The 17,732-nt window shown below is 33.6% G+C and carries 21 protein-coding genes; 14 read left to right on the forward strand and 7 right to left on the reverse strand.

Annotation, left to right across the window (positions count from 1 at the left end; genetic code table 11):
* Window positions 1-7 precede the first annotated feature (7 nt).
* The 14 genes from DFQ02_RS11125 (at window position 8) to DFQ02_RS11190 (ending at window position 11,830) form a co-directional block, all read left to right on the forward strand.
* Window positions 8-406, forward strand: a complete 399-nt coding sequence (locus DFQ02_RS11125) for a c-type cytochrome (protein ID WP_116524509.1) — start codon at window positions 8-10, stop codon at window positions 404-406.
* Between the two features lie 66 nt (window positions 407-472).
* Complete coding sequence (gene udk, locus DFQ02_RS11130; protein WP_116524510.1) at window positions 473-1,078, forward strand: uridine kinase; 606 nt, start codon at window positions 473-475, stop codon at window positions 1,076-1,078.
* Window positions 1,078-1,401 carry an FtsB family cell division protein gene (locus DFQ02_RS11135; protein ID WP_116524511.1) on the forward strand — a complete coding sequence of 108 codons (324 nt, stop codon included), beginning with the start codon at window positions 1,078-1,080 and terminating at the stop codon, window positions 1,399-1,401. The genes udk and DFQ02_RS11135 overlap by 1 nt, the downstream gene beginning before the upstream one ends.
* Complete coding sequence (locus tag DFQ02_RS11140; RefSeq protein WP_116524512.1) at window positions 1,394-2,749, forward strand: methylmalonyl-CoA mutase subunit beta; 1,356 nt, start codon at window positions 1,394-1,396, stop codon at window positions 2,747-2,749. Before DFQ02_RS11135 ends, DFQ02_RS11140 begins: the two co-directional genes overlap by 8 nt.
* A 1-nt stretch (window position 2,750) precedes the next feature.
* Window positions 2,751-3,428 (forward strand): hypothetical protein, encoded by a 678-nt coding sequence (locus tag DFQ02_RS11145; RefSeq protein WP_147297763.1) that lies wholly within the window; start codon window positions 2,751-2,753, stop codon window positions 3,426-3,428.
* A gap of 6 nt (window positions 3,429-3,434) precedes the next feature.
* The gene (scpA, locus tag DFQ02_RS11150) at window positions 3,435-5,588 is read left to right on the forward strand and encodes a methylmalonyl-CoA mutase (RefSeq protein ID WP_116524514.1); all 2,154 of its coding nucleotides are present in this window, start codon (window positions 3,435-3,437) and stop codon (window positions 5,586-5,588) included.
* A 12-nt stretch (window positions 5,589-5,600) separates the two neighbouring features.
* Window positions 5,601-5,930 (forward strand): heavy metal-binding domain-containing protein, encoded by a 330-nt coding sequence (locus DFQ02_RS11155; RefSeq protein ID WP_116524515.1) that lies wholly within the window; start codon window positions 5,601-5,603, stop codon window positions 5,928-5,930.
* A 125-nt stretch (window positions 5,931-6,055) separates the two neighbouring features.
* On the forward strand, window positions 6,056-6,820 hold the full coding sequence (locus DFQ02_RS11160; RefSeq protein ID WP_116524516.1) for a ParA family protein: 765 nt from the start codon (window positions 6,056-6,058) through the stop codon (window positions 6,818-6,820).
* A 2-nt stretch (window positions 6,821-6,822) separates the two neighbouring features.
* Window positions 6,823-7,731 (forward strand): ParB/RepB/Spo0J family partition protein, encoded by a 909-nt coding sequence (locus DFQ02_RS11165; RefSeq protein ID WP_116524517.1) that lies wholly within the window; start codon window positions 6,823-6,825, stop codon window positions 7,729-7,731.
* Window positions 7,721-8,338 carry a DUF5683 domain-containing protein gene (locus tag DFQ02_RS11170; protein ID WP_116524518.1) on the forward strand — a complete coding sequence of 206 codons (618 nt, stop codon included), beginning with the start codon at window positions 7,721-7,723 and terminating at the stop codon, window positions 8,336-8,338. Before DFQ02_RS11165 ends, DFQ02_RS11170 begins: the two co-directional genes overlap by 11 nt.
* A gap of 37 nt (window positions 8,339-8,375) precedes the next feature.
* On the forward strand, window positions 8,376-9,080 hold the full coding sequence (gene dapB, locus DFQ02_RS11175) for a 4-hydroxy-tetrahydrodipicolinate reductase (RefSeq protein ID WP_116524519.1): 705 nt from the start codon (window positions 8,376-8,378) through the stop codon (window positions 9,078-9,080).
* Between the two features lie 143 nt (window positions 9,081-9,223).
* Complete coding sequence (gene lepB / locus DFQ02_RS11180; protein WP_116524520.1) at window positions 9,224-10,804, forward strand: signal peptidase I; 1,581 nt, start codon at window positions 9,224-9,226, stop codon at window positions 10,802-10,804.
* A 94-nt stretch (window positions 10,805-10,898) separates the two neighbouring features.
* Window positions 10,899-11,522 (forward strand): WbqC family protein, encoded by a 624-nt coding sequence (locus tag DFQ02_RS11185; protein ID WP_116524521.1) that lies wholly within the window; start codon window positions 10,899-10,901, stop codon window positions 11,520-11,522.
* Window positions 11,522-11,830: a DUF6122 family protein gene (locus DFQ02_RS11190; RefSeq protein ID WP_116524522.1), complete on the forward strand. Its 309-nt coding sequence runs from the start codon at window positions 11,522-11,524 to the stop codon at window positions 11,828-11,830. Before DFQ02_RS11185 ends, DFQ02_RS11190 begins: the two co-directional genes overlap by 1 nt.
* 1 nt (window position 11,831) lies before the next feature.
* On the opposite strand, the gene DFQ02_RS11195 is transcribed toward DFQ02_RS11190, so the two are convergent.
* From DFQ02_RS11195 to ribH, 7 genes are all read right to left on the reverse strand, one after another.
* Window positions 11,832-12,857, reverse strand: a complete 1,026-nt coding sequence (locus DFQ02_RS11195; protein ID WP_116524523.1) for an endonuclease/exonuclease/phosphatase family protein — start codon at window positions 12,855-12,857, stop codon at window positions 11,832-11,834.
* A gap of 222 nt (window positions 12,858-13,079) precedes the next feature.
* Window positions 13,080-13,931, reverse strand: coding sequence for a rhomboid family protein (locus tag DFQ02_RS11200; RefSeq protein ID WP_116524524.1), 852 nt, complete (start codon window positions 13,929-13,931; stop codon window positions 13,080-13,082).
* A gap of 1 nt (window position 13,932) precedes the next feature.
* Window positions 13,933-14,691: a rhomboid family intramembrane serine protease gene (locus DFQ02_RS11205; protein WP_116524525.1), complete on the reverse strand. Its 759-nt coding sequence runs from the start codon at window positions 14,689-14,691 to the stop codon at window positions 13,933-13,935.
* Between the two features lie 3 nt (window positions 14,692-14,694).
* Window positions 14,695-16,545 (reverse strand): DNA mismatch repair endonuclease MutL, encoded by a 1,851-nt coding sequence (gene mutL, locus DFQ02_RS11210; RefSeq protein WP_116524526.1) that lies wholly within the window; start codon window positions 16,543-16,545, stop codon window positions 14,695-14,697.
* A 3-nt stretch (window positions 16,546-16,548) separates the two neighbouring features.
* Window positions 16,549-16,830 (reverse strand): riboflavin synthase subunit beta, encoded by a 282-nt coding sequence (locus DFQ02_RS11215; protein ID WP_116524527.1) that lies wholly within the window; start codon window positions 16,828-16,830, stop codon window positions 16,549-16,551.
* Window positions 16,831-16,849: 19 nt separating this feature from the next.
* Window positions 16,850-17,068 carry a hypothetical protein gene (locus DFQ02_RS11220; protein WP_147297764.1) on the reverse strand — a complete coding sequence of 73 codons (219 nt, stop codon included), beginning with the start codon at window positions 17,066-17,068 and terminating at the stop codon, window positions 16,850-16,852.
* A gap of 169 nt (window positions 17,069-17,237) precedes the next feature.
* Window positions 17,238-17,723: a 6,7-dimethyl-8-ribityllumazine synthase gene (gene ribH / locus DFQ02_RS11225; protein ID WP_116524529.1), complete on the reverse strand. Its 486-nt coding sequence runs from the start codon at window positions 17,721-17,723 to the stop codon at window positions 17,238-17,240.
* Window positions 17,724-17,732: the final 9 nt, after the last annotated feature.

Genomic DNA, 17,732 nt, shown 5'->3' on the forward strand with positions numbered 1-17,732 from the left:
AAGTAAAATGAATAAAATTTATCTACCTGTAATAATAACTTTCCTTTTAGCAAATACCATTAAGGCTCAGAACAATTTAAAAGAGAGTATTGAAAGAGGACAAGAAATTTATACAGATTTTTGTGTAAATTGTCATATGCCCAATGGCAAAGGGGTAGAAAATGTGTATCCTCCTCTAGCAAATTCAGACTATTTAAAACAAAATAGAACGGCTAGTATTAGAGGTATTAAATTTGGTCAGGAAGGAGAAATTACAGTAAACGGATTTAAATATAATGGTGCAATGACACCTTTGGGTTTAAGCGATGACGAAGTGGCTGATGTGATGAATTATATCACCAATTCCTGGGGCAATAAAAATGATGACATCGTTACCGAGGAAGAAGTTTCAAAGGTTAAAAAATAGTGTTTTTCTTATTAAATACTTACGGTTTTAAGTAACTTTGTAAGAAGCCTTTTAAACTTCAACTTTATGCTCATCATAGGAATTGCAGGCGGTACTGGTTGTGGCAAGACCACTGTTGTGAATCAAATTTTAAACGAATTACCCGAAGGAGAAGTTGGTATTATTTCTCAAGATTCCTATTATAAAGACACATCGCATTTAACTTATGATGAACGGGCAAACATTAATTTTGACCATCCGCGTTCTATAGATTTCGAACTATTAGAGACACATCTCAAAAAACTTAAAAAAAATAAACCTATACAGCAACCTGTTTATTCATTTGTTAACCACAATAGAACTGGAGACACCATTTTAACGCATCCAAGAAAAGTCATGATTGTTGAGGGTATTTTAATTCTTACCAATCCTGAATTAAGAACCATGTTCGATATAAAAATTTTTGTTCATGCCGATTCTGATGAACGTTTAATTAGACGATTGAAAAGGGATATTGCTGAACGCGGCAGAGATTTAGACGAGGTTTTAACACGCTATCAAAACACCTTAAAACCTATGCATGATCAATTCATTGAGCCCATGAAAGAATATGCAGATATCATAATACCCAACAATAAATACAATACGGTAGCGGTAGATATTGTTAGAACCATAATTAATGAGAAGTTATAATGAGCCTTTTTAAACATAAATTTTTTAAACCTTTTAGGAATATTTTTATTCTCATTTTGGTGGCATTTGTTGTGTGGATGTTATTTTTCGATGCTAATTCTTGGCTAATTCATCATGAATTAAATTCTGAAATTAACGATTTAGAAGCTGAAAAAAAATATTATCAAAAAGAAATAGAAAAAGACAATAAAGAAATTAAAAAACTAAGTACAGAGGAAGGCTTAGAAAAGTTTGCACGTGAAGAATATTATATGAAGCGTGAAAACGAGGAAATCTTTATAATTGAATACGAAGACAGTTTAAAACTTAAAAAGAATGAGTAAACGCTTGTTTAGCGAATTTGATTCAGTATCAGCAAAGCAGTGGAAACAAAAAATCCAGTTCGATTTAAAAGGGGCTGATTACAATCAAGCACTTGTTTGGAAGACAAATGATGATATTTCGGTTAAACCTTTTTACCATTCTGATGATTTTGATGAGCCCCCAATGCCCTCAAAAACCAAAGCTAAAGAGTGGAATATCTGCGAAACTATTTTTGTAGCCAATGTCAAAAATTCCAACCTAAAAGCTCAAGAATCTCTAAGCAGAGGAGCTGAAAGTATTAAGTTTATTATTCCTTCAGAAGATATTTCAATTAAATTATTATTAGAAAATATTGATGTATCATCCACCCCTATCTATTTCGAACTACAATTTTTATCACCAGATTTTGTAAAAAAAATAGCCTCTTTTTCAGAAAAAGGAAAAATCTATATAAACAGCGATATTATTGGAAACATAGCTAAAAACGGTAATTGGTTTAAAAATTTAAACATAGACTTTTCAAAATTTGAAACCATAGTAAATCTAACCCAATTATTTAGCATTGACACATGCCTTTACCAAAATGCAGGAGCTATTACTGTACAGCAATTAGCGTATGGCTTAGCACATGCTAATGAATATTTAAATAGATTGGATAATGAGCAATCATTTAACGCAATTTTCAATGTGTCAATCGGCACTAATTATTTCTTTGAAATAGCCAAGATTAGAGCCTTACGTTTGCTTTGGCATACATTGGCTGCGGAATATCAAATGAATACAGAATGCCAGATTTTTGCAACACCAACAAAGCGTAATAAAACCCTTTATGACCACAACACCAATATGTTACGCACAACAACCGAATGTATGAGTGCTATCTTAGGTGGCGCCAATACTATAAGTAATTTACCTTACGATACACTTTACCGTAAGCGCAATGAATTTGGAGATAGGATAGCAAGAAATCAGTTGTTAATACTAAAGCATGAAAGCTATTTTAACAAGGTTAACAATCCTGCAGATGGTGCCTATTATATAGAATCTATTACCCATCAGTTAGCAGAAAAAGCATTAGAATTATTCAAAAATATTGAAACTAATGGTGGCTTTTTAAATCAGTTAAAGGATGGCACTATTCAACGAAAAATAAAGGAAAGTGCCAACAAAGAACAAGAACAGTTTAATACAGGAAAAGAAGTTCTTTTAGGCTCCAATAAATACCCCAATGAAAAGGATAAAATGAATGATCAGTTAGAATTGTATCCATTTTTAAAAACCAACAAACGAAAAACATTAATTGAACCAATATTAGAAAAACGATTATCAGAAAATTTAGAACAACAACGATTAAAAAATGAAAATTAAAATGAAATCTATTTTAAAGCTTACAACAGTCACCCTAATACTTATTTTATTCAATTGTAAAAATAAAACTGTCCAAATAGAGTATCATTACTCTGATAAGCCTGTGGCAGTAACATGTAACGATTTAAATACTAAATTATATCATGAAGCACTTTATTCTTTTGAAAATGACATTTTAAACTTTTATGGAAAAAACAGAGGGAACACGAATGCCACACCAAATCTTACTATGGCGTACAATCAATTTGTAAGGAATGCCATTTCAGGCAGAGTTCCTTATCAAAGTATTGTATCTACTCATACTAAAAGAGTTTTTGAAGCATTAAAACAAGACAAAACGTTGTGGGATTCAGAAAACACTAAAAGTCATCTAAATTATAGCAGTCCATTAATTGATTGTATTGCTAATAACATAAATGATAACAATTTAAAAACTACTTTTAATGCTCTTTTATCCATAAACGACTTAAGTCCAAAACTTTTTGGTGCACCACTTACCAGTAAATATAGAAATGCACTTAACGATAAATATCTAGCATCATACATAGCCTTTGACTTATATTATTCGAGGCTTTTTGATGTAGACCTATCGATGGTCAATTTAGAAACACTAGAAACAAACGTTGATTTTAACAATATACCTTCTCAAAATGACCCTCATGCTGGACATAATCACTAATTAGCAATCTTGAGAAAAAACATTCAACATATTACCATAAAAGTTTCTGAAGAGATTAAGAAAACTGAAAATTCTAGTTTTTCTACTGCTGAAGGTATTAATATAAAATCATCATATTCTAAAGATGATATTCAAGGTTTAGAGCATTTAGATTTTGTTGCAGGAATAGCCCCTTATTTACGCGGTCCATACAGCACCATGTATGTTCGAAGACCCTGGACTATTAGGCAATATGCGGGTTTCTCAACAGCTGAAGAAAGCAATGCATTTTACAGACGTAATTTAGCTGCTGGCCAAAAGGGTCTGTCTATTGCTTTTGATTTAGCCACCCATAGAGGTTACGATAGTGACCATGAACGTGTTGTTGGTGATGTTGGAAAAGCTGGTGTAGCCATGGACTCAGTGGAGGACATGAAGGTACTTTTCAACCAAATTCCTTTAGATAAGATGTCGGTCTCTATGACCATGAATGGTGCTGTACTACCTATTATGGCATTTTATATAGTAGCTGCTGAAGAACAGGGTGTTACCCCACATCAACTTTCAGGTACCATTCAAAATGATATTCTAAAGGAATTTATGGTACGTAACACCTACATTTACCCACCAACGCCTTCCATGAAAATCATATCCGATATTTTTGAATTTACAAGTAAACATATGCCTAAATTCAATAGTATTAGTATTTCTGGATATCACATGCAAGAAGCTGGTGCCTCCTGTGATATTGAATTAGCTTATACATTGGCAGACGGATTGGAATATATCAGAAAAGGATTAGCTATTGGAATGGATATTGACACTTTTGCACCGCGTCTTTCCTTCTTTTGGGCTATTGGTATGAACCATTTTATGGAAATTGCCAAAATGCGAGCTGCTAGAATGCTTTGGGCTAAATTGGTAAAACAATTTAACCCTAAAAACCCAAAATCTTTGGCGTTAAGAACACATTGCCAAACCTCTGGCTGGAGTTTAACAGAACAAGACCCCTTTAACAATGTAGCCAGAACCACCATTGAAGCTGCTGCCGCGGCATTTGGTGGCACACAAAGTTTGCATACCAATGCTTTAGACGAAGCCATTGCTCTACCAACCGATTTTTCAGCTAGAATTGCTAGAAACACGCAAATATATCTTCAAGAGGAAACAAAAATTACTAAAACCGTAGACCCTTGGGCAGGAAGCTATTATGTAGAAAAACTAACTCATGATATTGCGCAAAAAGCCTGGTTACTGATTGAAGAAATTGAAGCTCACGGTGGCATGACCAAAGCCATTGAAGCAGGAATCCCAAAAATGCGTATTGAAGAAACCGCTGCAAGGAAACAGGCTAGGATTGATTCAGGCAAAGATATAATAATAGGTGTAAACAAATACGGGCTAGAAGAAGAAGCTCCTATTTCGACGTTAGAAATTGATAACCAAACTGTAAGAAATCAACAAATTGAGAGTCTTCAGCAAATAAAAGCAAAAAGAAATTCTGAAAAAGTAAAAGCAACACTTTTAAAATTAACAGAAGCTGCTAAAGAATGGCGAGATTCTAAAGATTCCCTTTTGCAAGGAAACAAGAATTTATTAGCTTTAGCTATTGAAGCTGCTAGAGAGCGAGCTACCTTAGGAGAAATTAGTGATGCGCTTGAGGAAGTTTTTGGGCGTTACAAGGCTCAAATCAAATCGTTTTCGGGTGTTTATAGCAAAGAAGTGAAAGAAGACAAATCATTCAAAAGAGCACAGGAATTAGCTGATATATTTACAGAACAGGATGGAAGACGTCCGCGTATCATGATTGCTAAAATGGGTCAAGATGGTCATGATCGTGGAGCCAAAGTGGTTGCCACTGGTTACGCCGATGTTGGCTTTGATGTAGATATCGGACCATTATTTCAAACACCACAAGAAGCCGCTAAACAAGCCGTGGAAAATGATGTTCACATTTTGGGCGTATCCTCTTTGGCCGCAGGTCATAAAACACTGGTTCCTCAGGTTATCGAAGAGCTAAAAAAATACGGTCGGGATGATATTATGGTTATAGTTGGTGGCGTCATCCCAAAACAAGATTATCAATTTTTATTTGATGCTGGAGCTATTGCAGTTTTTGGTCCTGGAACTAAAATAAGTGAAGCCGCCATAAAAATTTTAGAGATCTTAATTGATAATTAAACCTTACATCTTTTGAGAAAAAAGAAAACCATCTTAATTATTCTTATTGTAATTATTCTTATTGCAATTATTATGATGCTTATCCCTATGTTTCATTCTGTTAGAAGTGGCTCACCAGATTTTATGCCAAAAAGTACTGATGAAGCCATAGAACTTGAACCTCAATATAGCTGCCCCATGGATTGTGAACCGGGTAAAACATATTCAAGAAATGGTATTTGTGATGTTTGTGAAATGCCCTTAAGAATAGTACAAACAAAAGATGTTTTTGACAATGTTCTCAAGGAGGAAAACTCTATACAAGAACACAAAGAAAAACCATCGAGTTCTAGCCAGAAATAAAACATTTCTTTTAAAAATTGTCGATTGAATATAAGTATCATAATTTTTGTAACACTGTTAACAAGTTACGTTTTTATTACTCATAAATAATCGTATTTTTACCACTTAATAAACCAAATCATTTAATGGGTAAAATCATAGCAATTGCTAATCAAAAAGGTGGCGTAGGAAAGACAACAACATCTATCAATTTAGCAGCATCCCTAGGTGTTTTAGAGAAAAAAGTATTATTAATTGATGCTGACCCGCAAGCCAATGCTACTTCTGGAATAGGTGTTGATGTTGAGACTGTAGAAGTAGGAACATATCAGCTTTTAGAACACTCTAATTCTGCCAAAGAAGCTATTGTAAAAACCGAAACTCCAAATCTTGATATTATTCCTGCTCATATAGACTTGGTTGCTATTGAAATTGAACTGGTTGATAAAGAGTCTCGTGAGTATATGCTAAAAACAGCTATTGAACCAATCAAAGATGAATATGATTATATTTTAATAGATTGTGCACCATCATTAGGTTTATTAACCCTTAATGCCTTAACAGCTGCTGATGCAGTTATCATTCCAATACAATGTGAATATTTTGCTTTGGAAGGTTTAGGGAAATTACTCAACACTATCAAAAGTGTTCAAAAAATACACAATCAAGATTTAGATATAGAAGGTTTATTATTAACTATGTATGATTCGCGTCTGCGTTTGTCTAACCAAGTGGTTGAAGAAGTTCAAAAACATTTTAATAATATGGTTTTTCAAACCATTATTCAAAGAAATGTACGTTTAAGTGAAGCCCCCAGCTATGGTGAAAGCATAATTAATTATGATGCCAGTAGCAAAGGTGCTAACAATTACTTAAGTTTGGCAAACGAAATTATCAATAAAAACGCTTAAAAATGGCCAAAGCAACCAAGAAACAAGCTTTAGGTAGAGGCTTATCAGCACTTTTGAAAGATCCAGATAACGATATACAATCGGTTCAGGATAAAGATGCCGATAAAGTTATTGGTAATATTATTGAACTCGATTTAGATTTTATAGAGGTTAATCCGTTTCAACCTAGAACCAATTTTAGTGAGGAATCCTTGCAAGAACTGGCAACCAGCATTAAAGAATTGGGTATCATTCAACCTATCACAGTAAGGAAATTAGGTTTCAACAAGTACCAATTGGTTTCTGGAGAGCGTCGTTTTAGAGCCTCAAAACTGATTGGTTTAGAAACTATTCCTGCTTATGTAAGAATAGCAAACGACCAGGAGTCTCTTGAAATGGCCTTAGTTGAAAATATTCAACGTCAGGACTTAGACCCCATTGAAATTGCATTATCCTATCAGCGATTAATTGATGAAATACAACTAACACAGGAACAATTAAGTGAGCGTGTAGGTAAAAAGCGTTCAACAATTACAAACTACCTCAGACTTTTAAAATTGGACCCTATCATTCAAACTGGTATGCGTGATGGTTTTATTTCTATGGGTCATGGTAGAGCACTCATTGCAATTGAGGACCAAGCTTCTCAACTTGATATTTACGAAAAAGTGTTAGAAAATGAACTTTCTGTTAGAGCTACCGAAAACTTAATTAGAAACTTCAATACCTCTAAAGAGGTTCAAGTTCCTTCAAAAGAAAGTACTGTAGAGACTCCTAAATATATTAAAAAAGGGGTTAGTGTATTTTCAGAATACTTTGGGCACAAAATTGACGTTAAAGTCTCTAAAAATGGAAAAGGAAAAATAACCATTCCCTTTCATTCAGAAGAAGACTTTAATCGTATTAAAAAATTAATTCAGGGTGCTAAATAAATCGCTAATATTAAGTGTATTTGCCTTATTATTTTGTTTTTCGGTAGTCGCTCAAGAAAAAGAGAAAAAAACAAAACGCAAAAAACTTCCAAAAGAAATAGTAATAGATACCGTGCTCACTAGAGAGCCCATTAACCCTCTATCACCTGCAAAAGCTGCTTTTTATTCGGCTATTTTACCAGGTTTAGGTCAAGCTTACAACAAAAAATACTGGAAAATCCCCCTTGTTTATGGAGCTTTAGGTACTGGTATTTACTTTTACAGCACCAATAATAAAGAATACAACCGTTACCGAGATGCCTACAAAAGACGATTAGCTGGTTTTACTGATGATGAGTTTTATTTTGATTCTAACGGTAACCAACTATCATCTCCCAGAGTAACCACCCAAGGATTGGAGCGTGGACAGAAATTTTACCGAAGGAATAAAGAAATATCGCTCTTAGTTACGCTTGGTTTATATGCTTTAAATATTATTGACGCCAATGTTGATGCTCATTTATTGCAATATAATGTAGATGAAAACTTATCTTTGGCACCGCATTACAGGTTCAATGAGTTTGATGCAAAAAGTAATGTTGGACTAACCTTAAATTTAAAATTCTAGTCCATAATGGACATCTAACAATATAAAATAGTACAAAATGAAAATTGCTTTATTAGGATACGGACGCATGGGGCAAACCATAGAGAAAATAGCAATTAGCCGAGGGCATGATGTTGTTCTTAAAATTGATAAAGACGACAAAGACTATGATATAACAAAGGCTGATGTTGCCATAGATTTTAGTTTACCCTCTGCAGCATTTGGCAATATTACCAATTGCCTCAACAATGGAGTACCTGTGGTTTCTGGGACTACAGGATGGTTAGAAAATTATGATAAAGCTTTAGCACTTTGCAAAGAAAAAAAGGGTGCTTTTATTTATGCCTCTAACTTTAGTTTAGGAGTTAACATTTTTTTTGAGCTAAATAAAACACTAGCAAAAATGATGCGTAATTTAAAAGAGTACCAAGTGACCATGGAGGAAATTCATCATACCAAAAAATTAGATGCACCTAGTGGAACAGCTATTACATTGGCAGAGGGTGTCATTGAAAACAACAACAACTATAATGCTTGGGAATTAGATACTACAAATAAAAAAAGTACTATTCCTATTGCTGCCAAACGCATTGAAGATGTTCCAGGAACACATTCTGTAAATTACGCCAGCGAAGTTGACACTATTAATATTGAACATATAGCCCATAACAGGCAGGGGTTTGCGCTGGGGGCTGTTGTAGCCGCCGAATGGCTTGTTGGAAAAACAGGGGTTTTTTCAATGAAAGATGTGTTAGGGCTGTAAAAACTTAGAATTGATAATTTGTAAATCTTTGTTAAATGAAGCTTCTGAACTAACCAAAATTTTTATTTCATCTAGAAAAACTGCAAATTTGAACCTTAAATATTAATCAATTGTCATCAGGCAATTATCAATAAACTAAGATTATGACGTTAATGCAATGGTTTATATTCATTTTAATTATTCAAGTTGTTCATGGTTTAGGTACTTGGAAACTTTACACTAAAGCAGGAAGACAAGCTTGGGAAGCTTTTGCTCCCATTTATAATGGTATTGTGTTGATGAAAATAATAAACCGTCCATGGTGGTGGATTATCTTATTATTTCTTCCCATTGTAAACCTAATCATGCTCATGATTGTTTGGGTAGAAACCGCCAGAAGCTTTGGCAAAAATAAAATAGCAGATACCTTTTTAGCCATTGTTTCTTTAGGGTTTTACAACTATTATTTAAACTATGTTGCTGATGTAAACTATGTTGAAAACCGTGATTTAAATCCTAAATCATCATCGGGTGAATGGACCAGCTCTATTTTATTTGCTATTGTTGCTGCTACCATTGTGCACACCTATTTTATGCAACCGTTTACCATTCCGTCATCATCATTAGAAAAATCGTTGTTGGTGGGCGACTTTCTGTTTGTAAGTAAATTTCATTATGGCGCCAGAGTACCTATGACAACCGTTGCAGCCCCCATGGTACATGATACCATACCTAAATTAGGCACAAAATCTTATTTGTTTGACGACCATAAAGGCAGTAATTCTTGGATAAACAAATTGCAACTACCCTATTTAAGAATTCCAGGGTTTGAAAAGATTGAACGTAACGATATTGTTGTTTTTAACCAACCTGCGGATACTCTATTAGATATGAATAATTTCCATCCAGACAGAAATTATTACAAGCCTATTGATAAGAAAACAAACTTAGTAAAACGTTGTGTTGGTATTCCTGGTGATTCCTTGGAAGTTAGAGATGGTTTTGTGTACATCAATGGTGAGCAAAATGTATTACCAGACAGAGCACATCTTCAATTCAGTTATCTTGTGCAACCCAAAACGCATCAATTTAATCCTGAAATCATGAAGAAACGCTATGATATTACAGATGGTTTTGGTATTATTAATAGTAATAACACATATCTTTTTTCTGCAATTTCTGACGAAGCCCTATCTAAATTTAAAAACCACCCTAACGTTGGCGGTATAACCCCAAATAAGCAACCCAAAGGCGAAAGAGATTCAGACATTTTTCCTCACGACCCAAATTATTCTTGGAATAGGGATTTCTTTGGTCCACTGTATATTCCTGAAAAAGGAAAAACTATAGACCTAAATTTAGATGTTTTACCGCTTTACAAACGAGTGATTTCAGAATACGAACGTAACGAATTACAAGTAAAAGGAAATCAAATTTTAATTAATGGTGAAGTGGCTAACACTTACACTTTTAAACAAGATTATTATTGGATGATGGGAGATAACCGTCATAACTCCATTGATGCTCGTGCTTGGGGATTTGTGCCTTTTGACCATGTTGTTGGAAAACCCGTTTTCATTTGGATGAGTTGGGATGGTATAAAAAATCCGCGTTGGGAGCGTTTCTTTACAACTGTTGGTGGAAAAGGTAAAGCTACTTCTTATTTTATTCCTTTTCTGGCTATTTTGATTGCCTCTATTGGATTTAATAAATGGAGAAAACGTAATAAAAAGTCTAAAAGTTAATAATATCTGTCATTCCTGCGGATGCAGGAATCCACTTTAATAGATTTCTACTAAATTTATGAGATTCCCACCTTCGTGGGAATGACAAAACGTAATGAACATCATCATCCACCCCACATATTTCTCAAGCATTGCTCATTTTGTAGTAATGCTACAGGCAGATAACGTTGTATTTGAAGTGCATGATAATTTTTTGAAACAGACTTATAGAAACCGCACCTATATCTATGGAGCCAATGGTAGGCAAACCCTTAATATTCCTGTAGTTCATTCTCAAAAAAACAGGCAAAAGTATAAAGATGTAAAAATTTTTAATGAAGAACCGTGGCAAGCAAATCATTGGAAATCGTTGCTTTCAGCATACAGAACTTCTCCTTTTTTTGAATTTTACGAAGACGACATTCAGCCTTTATTCCATCAAAAAACCGATTATATTTTAGATTTTAACCTAAAATGTTTTGAGGTTATTTGTGATTGTTTGCAATTAGATTTAAACGTATCAGAATCTCAATCTTTTGAAAAAATTGTTGAAGATAAAACAGATTACAGATATTTGGTAAACGCTAAAAAGGAACAATCGCAACCATTTGATTCTTACACTCAAGTTTTTAGCAACAAACATGGTTTTATCAGTAACTTAAGTATCTTGGATTTATTATTTAATGAAGGTCCTAATACCTTAAATTATTTGGAATCTCAAACCATAAACCCTTTGTAATGCTACAGCCGATTGCTCATTACGGTTGTCATTTTTTAATGCCGCTAGTTGTGGCTCTAATTTGGTATAAACCCAAATGGATGATGGCTTACTTTATTATGATTTTGGGTATGTTAATAGATTTAGATCATTTAATTGCCACACCTGTTTTTGACCCTAATAGGTGTAGTATTAATTTTCATCCGTTGCACACCTACTATGCTATGGTGTTTTACATTTTACTGTTAATCCCAAAGAAAACACGCTTGATTGGTTTAGGATTGGTAATTCACATAATTGCGGATGTGGTAGACTGTTCTTTTATGTAAACTATTCTTTCAAAGCCAGCGTTGTCATTATAGGAAAGTGATCTGAAAACTGTTCTGTGTACGACTTAAATCCGTTTATTTGGAATGCCTCATCTGCAAAAACAAAATCAATTCTAACAGGGAAAAACTTAAAGTTGTAAGTACGTCCAAAACCACTTCCGGCTTCTTTAAAAGTATCTTGTAAATCACCTTTAATTTTCTTGTAAACATAAGAGAACGCAGTATTATTAAAATCGCCACAGATAATCATTTTATATTTACACTGTTCTTTATGTATTAAAAACAATTCCGTTTGAAACTGTTGCATTTTAAATGTTGAACCAATACGTTTTAATAACCTTTCAGAATCTTCATTTTTAAGACTTTCTACGTCTGCATTGATATGTAACGATTCTAAGTGAATATTATAAACTCTCATGGTATCATTGCCTTTTACAACATCAGCAAAAATAGCATTGTTACCTGTGTTTGGAAATTCAATTGAACCTGAATTTATAATAGGGAATTGCGAAAAAATAGCCTGACCGTATTTGGTTTTCTTTCCAGAAAGCTTTTCAAATTTGTATTTAAAAAAAGACAGGTTAATGTCTTTGTGAGGATGATACTCCTGAACACTCAAAATATCTGGTGCTTCGGTTTTTATTAAATCAACAATTTTAGTTTCAATAGCGTCTTCTTTTATCCATTCGTATAAATTAAACAACCTAACGTTATAATTCATAACCTTAAAGTTATCCTCATTTTCTATGTCTTTTGAAGATGAAAACTTGTATAACGACCCATAAGAAATATAACCAATTAATAACACCAAAAAAGACAATACAAACTGTCTTTTAACTCTTATTAACCAGTACAATGCCAGTAGAATATTAAGCATAATTAATAAAGAAACTCCCAAATTAAGTACTGATAAAACGGCAAATGTTTTTGGTGGCAAATACGGAAGAACAAATGATAACAGAAGCGCCAGAGCAACAACAACATTGATGAAGTAAATAATTTTATTTAAAAAACTCAACTTTTTCATTCTTCAAGTACCACAATTAGAGTATTATGCTATAATGTTGTTTTTTATCATAAGATTGATTTCTTGTCATGCTGAATTCATTTCAACATCTCAGAAAAATTGTATTAATATAGTGCAAATAGACCCTGAAATAAATTCAGGGTGACAGATGAGTTCATAACTTATGAGACATTCGTTTTTCTAATTATCATTTTATTGACTGTTCATAAGTGATAAAGGTTTCTATTTTCCAGCCCTAAACAGAAAATCTTTTTCTTCGTTAGTTAAACTATCATAGCCACTTTTACTTATTTTATCTAAAATAACATCAATTTTTTTCTGGTTGTTGAACTCGTTAAATTCGGTTTTAGCATACCCACCTACTTTACTTTTCTTTTTATGAACGGTTTTTAACTTACTCTTTTTTGAAGACTTAAACATACTTGTTAAAGTATCCATGAAACGTTCAAAGCCTTTACCAATATCTGTTCCTTTAGCCAATTGTTTCGCATACAGATATCCTAAAAAAGCCCCACCTAAATGTGCTAGATGTCCGCCTTGGTTGACTAAACCAAATAAACCAATGATATCTAAAACCACAATAGCGGCGCCAATGTACCAAAGCTTGAGGTTAAAAGCAATTAACCTAACTTCTTGATTGGGCATATAGGCACAAACAAAAATTAATAAGGCTCTCACCGCTGCCGAAGCTCCAACCAATTTAGCATTAGCTCCAAACAAACTAGGAAACAATTGATAGCCTAATATAAACAAGAGTCCGCCACAAATAGCCCCTAAAAAATAAATATTCAGTGCCATTTTAGGGCTAAATAGGTTTAAAATCATTCGACCGATAAAATACAACCAAAGCATATTAAAAAGAATATGCAGTACATCGCCATGTAAAAAAGCATATGAAATAAGACTCCAAGGTTGTACAATAAAATCTAAAAAACCACTGGGTAACTTAAACCAATCTAGGGTTAGTCTGAATAATTTTTCAATAATAAAAACCACTGCATTAACCACAATGATTTTCTCTAATACATTAAGCCGTTTTAATTTGTCCTTTATATCTTGAGTAAGTGTTGTCATTTTAATACCAACGGTTTTGGTTAAACTGGTTTTTCTTCCAGTACCACATAATTAAAAAACCAGTAAGGGCACCTCCTACGTGAGCAAAATGAGCTACATTACCATAACCAAAAATAGACTGACCACTAATACCAGAAATTAAATCTAATGCAATAAGTCCAGGGATAAAATATTTAGCCTTTATAGGTATTGGTAAGAATATGAGCATTAATTCCGCATTAGGATTCATCATGCCAAATGCTGCTAAAATCCCCATTAAACATCCTGAAGCTCCAACCATAGAGCTATTGAACACACCAACAAAATCTCCTAATTGTTGATTAGTGAGTACTGATTTCCAACGTGTATCATACATATTGTAACCTGACTTTAATGTTTCAATAGTATCCATTTGGTTAAATCCTGCCTCTTCTAATATTGATAAACCTGAATAAAACTTAAAGTAGTAGTATAAAAGTTGTAATACCACAGCCCCTAAACCAGCAGAAAAGTATATAAACAAAAATCTTTTAGAGCCTAACACTTGCTCTACAGGTGTCCCAAACATCCAAAGCCCGAACATATTAAAAAACAAATGAGACCAACCTCCATGCATAAACATATGGGTTAATATTTGCCATAATTGAAAACCTTCATTTTGTGGAAAACGTAACGCAAACCAATTGTAAAATAGTTCCCCGCCTCCAATCGCTAAAGTCCCTATAAACATAATCACATTAATGATAAGTAAGTGCTTGACGGTTTCTGAAATTCGCATCATATTCTAAATAAATTTTTTATCTAATTCATCAACACTCATAGTTATAAATGTTATTTTATTAGTTGGTGATACATTAGGTTCTTTACAAGCAAATAACTTGTTTACCAAATGTTCTTGTTCATCTCTTTCTAAACTTTGGCCAGTTTTTATTGCTAAACTCTTTGCCATAGATTTTGCTAATAAATCGGTAGCACTAAAATGGGCATCGGGTACTTCATTTTCAACATCGCTTATTAGTTGTTCTAAAATAATAGAAACCTCACTTTCAGGCACACTAATGGGAACTCCTGTAATTTCTAACGATTCTTTTAAAACGTTAGAAAATACAAAACCGGTATGTTCTAGATCATCTTTTAACTTATTTAAAATTTGAATTTCTTGAACCGAAAAATGCAACTGCAACGGAAACAACAACTGTTGACTTACACCTTCTTTAATGGTCATGTTTTTAAGAAAATCTTCATACAAAATACGCTGGTGCGCCCGGTGCTGATCAATAACCAACATACCCGACTTAATAGTACTTACTATGTACTTATTATGAAGCTGATAGGTGGTTTGAACCTGAGCTACCGGATTGTCACTATCAAAAATAGAAGCAGTAGATTCCTCACTTTCAAATTGTACTTCTCTAAAACTATTTGGATCATTATTTTCATTCGATTCTAAACCAATATATAAACTTTCCCAATTGTTTACGGTTGGTTTAAAAGCTGTTGTTTGCCTTCCTGAAACTTTTATATCCTCCCTAAAAGGATTAAAACTTCTATCTATATCTATTGATGGCGTATTGGTTTCTTTTTTATTAAAATTATATGGCGTATCTAAACTAGCATCGCGTTCAAAATCTAAAACAGGGGCTATATTAAACTGCCCTAGACTGTGCTTTACAGCAGAACGTAACAAAGCATAAAGCGTATGTTCATCATCAAACTTAATCTCTGTTTTTGTTGGATGAATATTAATATCAATGGTTTGAGGGTCTACCTTTAAATTTAAAAAATAACTGGCATGTGTACCACTCCTTAATAAACCCTCAAATGCCGAAGCGATTGCATGGTTTAAATAGGCACTTTTTATAAATCTATTATTTACAAAAAAGTATTGCTCTCCCCTAGTTTTTTTTGCAAATTCAGGCTTACCTACAAATCCCGAAATTTTAAGTACTTCGGTATCCTCTTCAACAGGAACTAATTTCTCGTTAGTCTTGTTTCCAAATATATTAACAATACGTTGCCTAAAATTACTAATTGGTAAATTAAAGGTTTCACTACCATTATTATACATCACAAAATTTATATCACAATGTACTAAGGCGACTCTATGAAATTCATCAATAATATGACGAAGTTCGACAGTATTCGATTTTAAAAAATTCCGTCGAGCTGGGATATTAAAAAAGAGATTTTTTACAGAAACTGATGTACCTTTTGGGGTTACCACAACCTCCTGTGATGTGACTTCACTACCCTCAATAACAATAGTGGTTCCAACATCGTCTTGCTCTTGTTTTGTTTTTAATTCTACATGTGCAATGGCCGCAATACTTGCTAAAGCCTCTCCGCGAAATCCTTTGGTATTGAGTTGAAATAAATCATCGGCAGTTCTTATTTTGGAAGTCGCATGACGCTCAAAACTCAATCTAGCATCAGTGACACTCATGCCTTTGCCATCATCAATAACCTGAATAAGCGTTTTACCTGCGTCTTTTACAATAAGTTTTATGGTTTTTGCCCCTGCATCAATAGCATTTTCCAACAACTCCTTAACCACCGAAGCAGGACGTTGTACAACTTCTCCGGCGGCAATTTGATTAGCTACGTGATCGGGTAAAAGTTGTATAATGTCTGCCATATATTATTTTGAAAAGAAAATAGATAAATCAAACCCAATAATGAACAAGAAAATTAAAACTAGAATACCAACTATAATAAGTACGCGCTTATTTGCTTCACTATTTGGGTTATGCTTATAATCGTTTACTGCGTTATTAAATTTAGTTTTCAAACCAGAATTATTACCTATCGTAGTTCTATGTTCATCAAACTTATGCTTAATTTCAAACGGATTACCTTCTCCCTTATAATATCGAGGAGTGTAATTAAACTTTTTGTTCTTACGCAATTTTAAAAGCCCCATAATGTCTTGATTTTTTGAGTTACATGTATCTTTTTTCTAATACATACATAAGAATCAATAATAGTACCAAAGCTAAAATTAAAATTCTTAAAGGCATAGCTCCTTTAACTTTTCTCTTAGCGTCTTTAGTGGCTCTCCATCTAGAAACAAATTCTTTTTCAGATTTGAAATCTATTTTATTCTCTTTAGAAAACCTGGGTTGATAGTTGAATCTTTTATTTTTTCTCTGTTTGAACAAATTTAACCATGTTAAACTCCAAAAATACAAACTAAAGTTTGAAGTTAAAAGCAGAAAACATGAAGATAACCGAAAGTTATGAAGACATGGAAAGGACTGGTGACCGATGACAGAAGACCAATGATTGACAACTGAATAATGTAAACTGAGTACTGCCTACTTAAAACAACTAGCTATTTTTACGAAGTTCGGCCATTTTAATGGCCGCTATGGCAGCTTCGGTTCCTTTATTACCGTGCTTGCCACCAGAACGTGCTTGGGCCTGTGCCAAAGTATTGTCAGTAAGAACACAAAAAATTACTGGAACGTCTCGCATGACATTAAGGTCTTTAATGCCTTGTGATACCGCTTCGCAAACAAAATCGAAATGCTTAGTTTCACCCTGAATAACACTACCAATAGCAATGACTGCATTTACCATTTGTTCTTGCATTTTCTTACTGCCATAAATAAGCTCAAAGCTTCCAGGAACATTCCAACGAATAATATTATTGGGCAACACACCATTATCTATTAAAGCCTCATAAGCCCCTTGATAAAGTGACTCAGTGATAGAATCGTTCCATTCAGAAACAACAATCCCAAACCGAAATTTACTCGCGTTTGGGATTGTGGTTTTATCGTATTCTGATAAGTTCTTGTTTTCTGTTGCCATTTTACTCGA

The organism is Seonamhaeicola aphaedonensis, assembly GCF_003386195.1.
In the GTDB taxonomy this organism is placed as follows: Bacteria; Bacteroidota; Bacteroidia; order Flavobacteriales; family Flavobacteriaceae; genus Seonamhaeicola; species Seonamhaeicola aphaedonensis.